Origin of the sequence: Lacticaseibacillus pantheris DSM 15945 = JCM 12539 = NBRC 106106, from assembly GCF_001591865.1 — a bacterium.
Classification (GTDB): Bacteria; Bacillota; Bacilli; order Lactobacillales; family Lactobacillaceae; genus Lacticaseibacillus; species Lacticaseibacillus pantheris.
Map to the genome: position 1 here is coordinate 1 of NZ_BCVS01000094.1, position 9586 is coordinate 9586.

Sequence of the window (9586 nt, forward strand, 5' to 3'; positions counted from 1 at the left end):
CAGTACCCTACAGCACTCCCACCGGCCAGAACCGCCACTAAAGTCCATATTTAACGAAAAACGGGACATTAAAACGGGACATTATTGTCTGAAACGCTCAATTGAAGTCCCCGCGGCGTAATCGTACCAACATCGCTTCAAAGTAGTCCGGCAAGGGTGCCGCGAATTCCAGGCGTTTACCCGTGACTGGGTGGGTAAAGCCCAACGTAGCTGCATGGAGGTACTGGCCATTCCCCGGTAACGTATGCTTGGGACCGTATAGCGGATCGCCCGCAACCGGGTGTTTGATGTAGGCCATGTGGACACGAATTTGGTGGGTTCGGCCGGTTTCCAGGCGGCACCGCACTAGCGTGTACGTGCCAAAACGCTCAACGACGGCAAAGTGGGTCACCGCGTGCCGGCCCCCCGCAACCACAGCGTGTTTCTTGCGGTCCTTGGGGTCACGGCCCAACGGCGCGTCAATCGTCCCCGTGTCCTCCTTAATGTTGCCGTGGACAATCGCTAGGTACTCACGCGTGGTGGTTTTGTCCTTTAGTTGTGCGGCCAGCCCTTGGTGGGCCAGCGCCGTTTTGGCCACCATCAGCAGGCCGGAAGTGTCCTTGTCAATGCGGTGGACGATACCCGGCCGCAGCACGCCGTTGATGGGCGAAAGCGTCGTGTGGTACATCAAACCGTTAACGAGCGTACCGTCGGGGTGACCGGGTGCGGGATGCACCACCATCCCCTGGGGTTTGTTCACCACAAGCACATCGTCGTCTTCGTACACGATGTCCAACGGAATATCCTGGGGCCGGGCGCTCAACACGGTTGGCTCGGGTGCGGCAATCAGTAGCTGATCGTCCTCCGCGACTTTGTAGCTGGCCTTTACGGTTTTCCCATTCACTGTCACCAGGCCGAGGTGGAGCCACTTGTCGGCCTGCGACCGCGTGACGTCAGCAAAATGGTCCGTGATGACGCGATCAATTCGGCCGCGCTCAGTGGTGACCGTCATGGTTAAATCCATTGCTTAACCCCTCCCCCGTTGCTCACGTCCGTCAATCAGCACAACGTAAACCACTACTAGAATGACGCCGACAGTGAGGCACATGTCCGCGACGTTGAAGATGGGAAAGTTAACGAAATCTAGTTGAAACATGTCGGTCACAAAGTGTTGGTGCACCCGATCAATGAAGTTGCCCAGTGCACCGGCGGTAATCAAAGTGAGCCCCGTACGGTACAGCGGTTTGTGGCTGCTATCACGCCACAACCACACCACCACTGCCAGGGCGATGACCGTCACGATGTAGAAGAACCATTGCTGGCCTTCAAACATGCTCCAGGCTGCCCCGGTGTTTTTGATGTGGGTGATACTGATCACCCCGGGGATGAGCGCTGCGTAGCCACCAATAGCGACGTGCGCCACTACCCATGCTTTAACGAGTTGGTCAACGGCAATCATGGCGATGGCAATTATTGCGTAAATAATCAATCTAACTTCCCCCTTGAATACATAAAAAGTCCCGGCCGTGAACCCACCACTGGGTGAACCCGACCGGGATACTTTGGCTGTTAATGATTGTAGCATACTTCCGTATTGACCCGCAGTTACGACTCCAGCTTTGTCGAGCTAGAACAGGCCGGTAATGTGCCCCTGCGCGTCAATATCAATGTCGTTTGCCGCTGGGTGCTTCGGCAAGCCTGGCATTGTGAGCACCGTGCCGGTCATAACGACCAGGAAGCCCGCCCCAATCTTGGGGATGATATCGCTCACGTGGATGGTAAAGTCGGTGGGTGCCCCCAGTAATTTCGGGTCGTCCGAAAATGAGTATTGAGTCTTGGCGATACAAATTGGCAGGCGGTCCCACCCGTTGGCTTTGATTGTCTTGAGTGCTAGTTGTGCCTTCCGTGCGTACTCCACGTCCCGGCCGCCGTAGATACCCTGGACGACGGTCTGAATCTTGTCTTCCACCGGCATCTCCTGGGGGTACAGTGGTTTGAATGGCTCGGTGGCACTGAGCGCTTCGGTAACCGCCTCAGCTAGTTCCACCCCACCGGCGCCACCATCGGCCCAGACGGTCGCCGGGACGGCCTTGACCCCCTGGTCGGCGCACAGGTCCTGCACCAACTGGGTTTCGGCGGGATCGTCAGTGGCAAAGGCGTTGATGGCGACCACGACCGGCAAACCGTAGCGCTGCAGGTTGTGAATGTGCCGCTCCAGGTTGGCAAAGCCGGTGCGGATGGCATCCAGGTTGCTCGTCTGCAGGTCCTTGAGCGCCACCCCACCGTTATACTTGAGTGCCCGCAGTGTGGCGACCACGACCGCCGCATCCGGCGTCTTGCCCAGTACGGGAGCCTTGATGTCCAGAAACTTCTCCGCACCCAGGTCGGCACCAAAACCAGCTTCGGTAATGGCGATGTCCCCCAGCGCGAGTGCGGTACGGGTCGCAACGACGGAGTTACAACCGTGCGCGATATTGGCAAAGGGGCCCCCGTGAATCAGGACCGGTGTGTGCTCGAGCGTTTGTACGAGGTTGGGCTTAATGGCGTCTTTCAGCAACATCGTGATGGCCCCCGTGACGCCCAGCATCTCGACGGTCACGGGCTCGCGGCCGTATGTGTAAGCTATGACAATCCGCGCAATCCGTTCCTTGAGGTCACCAAGGTCTTCGGCCAGACACAGCACCGCCATGAGTTCGCTGGCAACCGTAATGTCGAAACCATCTTCACGTGGCACACCGGACGTTGGGCCACCCAGCCCAACCGTGACGTGGCGCAGTGCCCGGTCGTTAATGTCGAGGACACGCTTCCACTGGATGCGCCGCGGATCGATATGTAGTGCGTTGCCCTGCTGTAGGTGGTTGTCAATGAGCGCGGCCAGCGTGTTCACTGCGCTGGTGAGCGCGTGCATGTCGCCGGTAAAGTGCAGGTTGATATCCGCCATGGGTACAACTTGTGCGTACCCCCCGCCAGTAGCGCCACCCTTCATTCCCATGACGGGGCCTAACGAAGGTTCGCGTAGCGCCAGCACTGCCTTTTGACCTTTGCGGTGCATTGCGTCGGCGAGACCCACGGCGACGGTCGACTTCCCTTCGCCCGCTGGTGTAGGGTTAATGGCTGTCACCAGTACTAGTTTACCCTGCGGACGTTGCCGGAGTCGTTCCAACGCTGAGGTGGTAATTTTGGCTTTGTAGGGACCGTACTGTTCAATATCGGTTGGGTCCAAACCGATATCGCCCGCAACGGCGGTAATGGTTTGGATTTTGTTGGCTTCGTTTTCCTGAGCAATTTCAATATCTTCCACTAGAAAAAATCCTCCACTCTGTGAGTTGACTGCGTTCCAACTTGATGGTTTATTTATTATGGTTGAGCCATTGTTGCAATTGTGTTGCCACGGTGCTAGCTCGGCGCCACGTAGAAATGGTGAGTTCGCCGTACCGTTGCGTGATGAGCGTAAGCGTGTGCGTCCCGCGGGTCTGGATGGTCACCTCCTCCGGTTTAAGTGTAATCGAGTTGCCAGGCATCATGCGCCCCAGTTTGAAGCTCGTGGGGGTGACCACGATGCGGTAGCGCAGTAGTTGAACAACGGCAAAAGCAAAGGTGATGAGGCCAATCGTGACCGTGATGGGTGACACCCCTAATAGTTCTAGTTGTACCACGGTGGTCAGGCCAAAACCAGAGACAATGAGGCCCCAAAAGATAATGCAGTCGACGGGTGCCGGCTGGTATGCAAGTTGATGTTTCAAAGAATCACTTTCCATCCTGAAGGAGTTTTGAATGCTTAAATTGTACACAGACGCAGCCACAAAAGGCAACCCGGGCCCCAGTGGTGCCGGTATTTTAATTGTCGGTCATGGTGAGCCCGTTGAACAAAGCGTGGCCCTGCCCGTAATGTCCAACCACCAGGCGGAGTTTCGGGCTGCTGCACTGGGGCTTGAGGCTGTTATTAATCAGGGCTGGCAGGACGAGCAGGTCACTCTCATCACCGACAGCCAAATCGTGGTTGATGCTCTCGACAAGCAGTACGCCAAGCACTTTGCTGCGGAGGTGACTGCCATTGTGCAGTTAGCCGACCAAATTAAGCTTGTTATTCCGACCTGGCGCAACGATCACAGCAACCGGCGGGCTCATGAACTCGCTCAAGTCGGTCTACACGCGGCGGAGAAGCGTCTTGCTAATTGATTGATTGGACTCTAACGATAAAGGGCCGGACCGCTATGGTCCGGCCCTTTGCCGTAGAAATTAAATGTTCTTAAAATCGTTTTGGTGCGTACGCAGGTACTTAAGGGCAGCGGTAACTAATTGGTCAACGCGATCCTCAAGGGCCGTCCCCTCCAAATCCGTTGCGTCGCGTAAAAAGCCGGTGGCGATTGCCCGGACGTCTTCGCGGACCATCCCACCATCGTGGAATAGTTCGTCCAACCCGCTGAGTCCGTTCTTGGTTGCGTTCAGGACGGCATTTAGTACGGCCTCGCCACCTTCTAGACCCTGGACGTGACGTTCTGCTGACGCGATTAACGTGACGTCCATGTCAATGATGACTGCTTGTTCCATCTGTTTTGTCTTTTTGCTCATGTTTATACTCACCCCGTTCGATAACAGTATATGCAATCTCGGGGCACTTGGCTAGCGAACTTTTTTTAACTACCGCATCGTGGACCCTTTTTTCCAACGCTAACCATGATGAACGGCTCTGCGGAGCGAGGGTGAAATAGTGTGGGTCCGCGCTTAATCTCGTTGTCACCACAATATCGGCGTCCTGTTCATTATTAACAATTTGCACGCTGGGCACGCTACGGGCAATTTCAATCATGGCGGAATACACCTGTTGCTCCTGTTCGGGATCGAGGGCAATGCCCACCGTGGGGACACCGAGGTTAATGACGCTCGTGAGTAGCGGAATATACCGAATTATCATGGTGTTGGCTAATGAGCGGAAGTGCCCCATTGACGGCGGTAGGGTCGCGAAAAGCTGTTTCAGCATCCGCTCCAGCGAGTCGGACGTCGGGCGTTTTCCCCCGAGAGCAATGGGGTCAAAGGTTGGGATATTATGGCCAATCAGGTCAATTGCTACGGTGACGGCCAACATGTTGCCCACCAGGACCTTGTTGCGATGCGAACTACTGTAGCCCACTAAGGTGCGTGCCTGCTGGGTAATTCCGGTAACCAAATGCCAGCAGGCCGAACGACATTTATTGTGGTACTGAACGAAGCGTTGCAGATCGGTATCAGCCTCACTATGGAAGTTGCCCACCAACAGCGTTTCTAGATGAATGAGGGCCGTGTCATGCGGGTTGCGGACCACAAACCCCGGACGCGCTCCCACCACCCCACTATAACCAGTGAGCTGGACGACCTTGTGTAGTGGCTGAAATGCGGGCATGGTGTGCTCTTGTTGATTGCGCAACATTGCGATGGCGACCATGTTTTGTGTGCGCAAAAAGGGGCAGTTTTTAACCACTAACCGTGCGTCTTGTAACTGCTTGGTCACCATCTGCGCCTGTTTCTCCGCGTATGGGAACAACGTGGCCCCATCCTGACCCATTTGCCAGATTAACTGGCTGAGTGTCAGGCGTACAACCGGTTCGTAGCCCTCAATCCCGATGGGCGAGTACGTTAGGTTGACGTTAAAATGGGCCAGGAAGTTTCTCAGCGGACGCAACCGGCGGACGGCTGTGCCCGCACTCAAACCGTGAGCCGCCGCGATATCTTCCAGTGACCGCTGAGGCTGAGTCAACACGGACCGGATAAAGTCCCCCACTAACGATTGGCGCATTAGGTAAACGGCATAACGTGCGGCGGGAATATCGTGCTCGGGCGGTTCACTACACGCCTCCAACAGTTTGGGTGGCTGCTCATTGGGGCGGATAAATTTATGCAAATCCGTCGTAATGGCTTGCCAATTACGGTAAATGGTGGTGACACTCACCCCTTGCTGTTCAGCAAACCGCGAGCATGTACGTTCGTTCGGCGGCAAGTCCATGACCATCTGGTAAAAATTAAGCTTGGTCAGTTCTTTTTGGTTTAGAAACAGTTCGTATGCTGGCATGTTAGTTATCCTCATAATGGTTATGCCACTAGCGCTAACTATCTTTAATTCGATTATACGAAGCCCGTAGCCCCGCACCAAACAAAACCACCCAAAATTCCGATATTTGACCATTTTAATTGCAAAAGATGCAAAAAATCTTTTCACCTTATTACTGCCATTAATATATTTGTGTCAAGTCACCGTGGGCAAACGTTATTGATGACTCTTCAACGCAATTTTACTCCACGCAAAAATTGGCTCCCCACCCGAAAGTGAAGAACCAATTTTTTGTGTGGCTTTACCAGATAACCACCCGGCGCGCTGGGTCGAGGTACATACCGTCTCCGGGCTGAACGTCGAAGGTAGCATACCATTCATCGAAGTTTTGCGGTTGAACGTTGGCACGCAAGTAATTTGGTGCGTGCACGTCGCTTGCTAGCAACAGCTGTGCATATTCCGGACGGTCTTTTTGTCGCCAAATCCGTCCCCAGTTGGTGAAGAAGGCCCGCAAGTCGACATCTTCGTCCTGTTGAGCGGTTGCCAAAGCCGCGGCCATACCACCCAAATCGGCGATGTTTTCGCTAACGATGAGCTTACCGTTCACCTTACCACCGGCAAAGTCACGGCCGTTAAATTCGTCAATCATGGCCTGTGTAAGCCGTTTGAATTCCTTGTAGTCTGAATCCTGCCACCAGTTCTTCAGGTTACCAAACTCATCAAACTGAGCCCCGTTGTTGTCGAACCCGTGTGTAATTTCGTGGGCAATAACGGCCCCAATCCCACCGAAGTTTTCGGAATCGGTTTGCTTGAGACTGTAAAATGGTGCCTGCAAAATTGCGGCTGGGAACGTAATGTCGTTACGCGAAGGGTCGTAGCAAGCATTCACTAGGTGGCCGGGCATTCCCCACTCAGTCCGGTCAACCGGCTGGTCCAACTGCGCGATGGAATAGGCGGTTGAAGCCCGGTTAATATTGAGCATGTTTTCCAGAAGGCTGGCATCGGGGTCGACCTGATAGTGGTCGTAGCGGGCGTTAACCTTGTCAGGATAGCCCATTTTCAGCACCATCGTGTTCAACTTAACGATGGCTTTGTCCTTAGTGGGCTGGGACATCCACGGGTTATCGGCAATCCGTTGCTTGTACGTTGCAATCATGCGCTGAACAAGCTGAATTACGTCACCCTTTGCTTCTTCACCGAAATATTTGCGTCCGTAGTAGATACCGACCGGTTCGCTGAACGCGCTGTTGGCAATCCGGTAGGCCGATTTATCCTGATTGGGCAGTGCCGGAAGCCCCGTCAGCTTGCGCCGGTAAGTACCAGCAAGTTGGCGTAACTCTTCACTAAGGTAGGTTGAATCGCCAATTAGCTCGTTCACGTAAGCCCACGCCCGAAAGTCCGCGAAGGTATCATTGTTATAGATGGTCGCAAAGGCGTCCAGGAAACCAGGATCCGTTACGATAATTTGGTCAGGGTCGCTCGGCAACAGTTCCTGCAGGTATTGATCCCAGGCGAACGGCCGCATTTTTGCCGTGACGTCCGCGCGACTAGTTGGATTGTACATTGCGGGGTAATCCGCTTTGTCCTCGTTGCTCTTAACGTGTGCGGCGATAGTGGCGTCAAAACGCAGGGCCGCCTCGACCATTTCTGCCTGCGCAGCGGCATCAAGGTCCGTGAACCGCAACAGACCGGTTGCCATTTCTCGGTACGCAGCCAACAACTGTTCCTTTGCCGGATTGTCATCGGCATAGTATGTGGTATCCGGCAAAATGGTCGGTAATGCGTAGAGGTAGACCACGTTGTTCGCGGTGTCCTTCATGTCGGGTTCAACGGCAATGTTAAATGGTAATGGGAATCCGTTACGGTCCCATTCAGCTGCCTGTCCGTTCAGGTCATCAACAGACGTTAACGCCGCAATGCGGGCCAGACGTGGTGTCAATGGCGTAATGCCCTCTTTGTCGCGGCGGGTGTAATCGCCAGCCACGCGGTAGAGGTCGACCGCCCGCTGAACGTACTGGTTAGGTGCTTTCTCCTGACCATCACGAAATGCGGCAAAGTCGGCCATGAGCTTCTTCTCCACACCATCAGCGAGGTCGGTAAAACCTCCAGTGGCCGGTTTATCATCCGGAATGACCGCGGACTGCTCCCATTCACCGTTCACCGTCATGTATAAATCATCTTTGTAAGTGGTCTTCAAAGCCATGTTGTTTCCTCCTGACACGTCGTAAAATTAAATTAGCATTAGATAGCGATTAGCTTCATTCTACTATTTGTCCACTCAGAAGCAAGCCCCCAGCAGTAATATCGCAACTTAATGTCGTGGGCGGCGTCCCCAGTACTGATAAAGGTCCACCCGCATGGCCCCGTTATAGAGCTTACGGCGCTTGGTGGCCTTGTGACCGTAGTAACGTTCAAAGTTGGCGTCGCCGGACAGAATGTATTTGCTCCAGCTCGTTAACGGTCCGTAAACGGCACCCATTTCCTCAGCAATCTTTTGTGCTGCATCGGCGTCCTGAAGACGTTTCCCGTACGGTGGGTTGGCAATAATGACGCCATCTTCCAGGTCGGTACGGAAATCCTTAACGGCAACCTGCTTGAACTGAATATCGTGCAGTACCCCGGCATTTTGAGCGTTGACACGCGCAATATCAATCATTTCCTGGTTAATATCGCCTCCGACCATGGTCAACGTGGGGTTAGTAATGGCCGCCATCGCCCGTTCGCGTTCTTGGTCGAGCAGCTGAGAATCCATGAAGCTAAAACCACTAAAAGCAAAGTCGCGGGTGCGCCCTGGTGCCATGTTCCGCGCAATCATCGCGGCTTCGATGGCGATCGTACCCGAACCAGTAGTGGGATCGTAAAATGGCATGTCGGCGTGCCAGTTGGTCAACAGGACTAGCGCTGCCGCGAAGTTTTCTTTGAGTGGCGCTGGACCTTTGGCAACACGGTAGCCACGCTTAAACAGGCTACTACCGGTGGTGTCGATAGTGATGGTCGCAATGTCCTTGAGAATTGATACTTCCAGTTGGTACTTGTTGCCCGTTTCGGGCAACCGGCTGTGTCGATGGTAAGTCGTAGCCATGCTCTCCACCACCGCTTTTTTGGTAATTGCCTGGACGTCGGGCTCAGAATGCAACTTGCTCCGGACGGCCCGGCCTGCAACTGGGAATGCGGCGTCGAGCGGCAGGTAGTCTGCCCACGGGATACTCTTCACGCCTTCGAAAAGACCATCAAAAGTTAATGCTTTAAACTGCTTGAGAATAATTTTGATGCGGTCGGCCGAGCGTAACCAGACGTTGGTGCGGACAATGTCTGTCTCGTCCCCCTCAAAGTAGACGCGACCGTTTTCGGTTTGCGTTTTGTAACCCATTTGTTGCAGTTCTTTCGCAGTGACGGCTTCAAGACCGGCCGCCATCGTGGCCATTAATTTAAATTGCATATCGTTCTCCTCGTTATTCGTGCTGAATACTATTTTAGCAGTGATTGGGGCCGGTGGATAGGTACGCTGGCCCTAGGTGGCGGATCTGATAAGTGGTGGAACTGGTAGTGGCTGGTCGTACCGGCGCGGTGGTTCCGGTTGAG

Annotated in this window: 9 protein-coding genes; 1 reads left to right on the plus strand and 8 read right to left on the minus strand. The window is 54.3% G+C overall.

Annotated features, from left to right (window positions below; genetic code table 11):
• Positions 1 to 97 precede the first annotated feature (97 nt).
• From LPA02S_RS09195 to LPA02S_RS09210, 4 genes are all read right to left on the minus strand, one after another.
• Positions 98 to 1003: an RluA family pseudouridine synthase gene (locus LPA02S_RS09195; protein ID WP_056956918.1), complete on the minus strand. Its 906-nt coding sequence runs from the start codon at positions 1001 to 1003 to the stop codon at positions 98 to 100.
• Positions 1004 to 1006: 3 nt separating this feature from the next.
• On the minus strand, positions 1007 to 1468 hold the full coding sequence (gene lspA, locus LPA02S_RS09200) for a signal peptidase II (RefSeq protein WP_054650492.1): 462 nt from the start codon (positions 1466 to 1468) through the stop codon (positions 1007 to 1009).
• A gap of 138 nt (positions 1469 to 1606) precedes the next feature.
• Positions 1607 to 3280, minus strand: a complete 1674-nt coding sequence (locus tag LPA02S_RS09205) for a formate--tetrahydrofolate ligase (protein WP_056956916.1) — start codon at positions 3278 to 3280, stop codon at positions 1607 to 1609.
• Between the two features lie 49 nt (positions 3281 to 3329).
• Entirely contained in the window at positions 3330 to 3722 is a 393-nt protein-coding gene (locus LPA02S_RS09210; protein ID WP_054650490.1) for an EbsA family protein, read from the minus strand.
• Positions 3723 to 3753: 31 nt separating this feature from the next.
• Between LPA02S_RS09210 and LPA02S_RS09215 the strand changes: the two genes are divergently transcribed.
• The gene (locus tag LPA02S_RS09215) at positions 3754 to 4158 is read left to right on the plus strand and encodes a ribonuclease HI family protein (RefSeq protein ID WP_056956914.1); all 405 of its coding nucleotides are present in this window, start codon (positions 3754 to 3756) and stop codon (positions 4156 to 4158) included.
• 60 nt (positions 4159 to 4218) lie between these two features.
• On the opposite strand, the gene LPA02S_RS09220 is transcribed toward LPA02S_RS09215, so the two are convergent.
• From LPA02S_RS09220 to LPA02S_RS09235, 4 genes are all read right to left on the minus strand, one after another.
• On the minus strand, positions 4219 to 4551 hold the full coding sequence (locus LPA02S_RS09220; protein ID WP_054650488.1) for a hypothetical protein: 333 nt from the start codon (positions 4549 to 4551) through the stop codon (positions 4219 to 4221).
• Entirely contained in the window at positions 4508 to 6025 is a 1518-nt protein-coding gene (locus LPA02S_RS09225; RefSeq protein WP_056956910.1) for a helix-turn-helix domain-containing protein, read from the minus strand. Before LPA02S_RS09225 ends, LPA02S_RS09220 begins: the two co-directional genes overlap by 44 nt.
• Before the next feature lie 280 nt (positions 6026 to 6305).
• Positions 6306 to 8207: a M13 family metallopeptidase gene (locus LPA02S_RS09230; RefSeq protein ID WP_056956908.1), complete on the minus strand. Its 1902-nt coding sequence runs from the start codon at positions 8205 to 8207 to the stop codon at positions 6306 to 6308.
• Positions 8208 to 8315: 108 nt separating this feature from the next.
• Positions 8316 to 9443 (minus strand): THUMP domain-containing class I SAM-dependent RNA methyltransferase, encoded by a 1128-nt coding sequence (locus LPA02S_RS09235; RefSeq protein ID WP_056956906.1) that lies wholly within the window; start codon positions 9441 to 9443, stop codon positions 8316 to 8318.
• Between the last annotated feature and the right edge of the window lie 143 nt (positions 9444 to 9586).

Coding starts and splice junctions, on each gene's coding strand:
- LPA02S_RS09195 (WP_056956918.1), bottom strand. CDS start 1,003: ATGGATTTAACCATGACGGTCACCACTGAGCGCGGCCGAATTGATCGC.
- LPA02S_RS09215 (WP_056956914.1), top strand. CDS start 3,754: ATGCTTAAATTGTACACAGACGCAGCCACAAAAGGCAACCCGGGCCCC.
- LPA02S_RS09220 (WP_054650488.1), bottom strand. CDS start 4,551: ATGAGCAAAAAGACAAAACAGATGGAACAAGCAGTCATCATTGACATG.
- LPA02S_RS09225 (WP_056956910.1), bottom strand. CDS start 6,025: ATGCCAGCATACGAACTGTTTCTAAACCAAAAAGAACTGACCAAGCTT.
- LPA02S_RS09230 (WP_056956908.1), bottom strand. CDS start 8,207: ATGGCTTTGAAGACCACTTACAAAGATGATTTATACATGACGGTGAAC.
- LPA02S_RS09235 (WP_056956906.1), bottom strand. CDS start 9,443: ATGCAATTTAAATTAATGGCCACGATGGCGGCCGGTCTTGAAGCCGTC.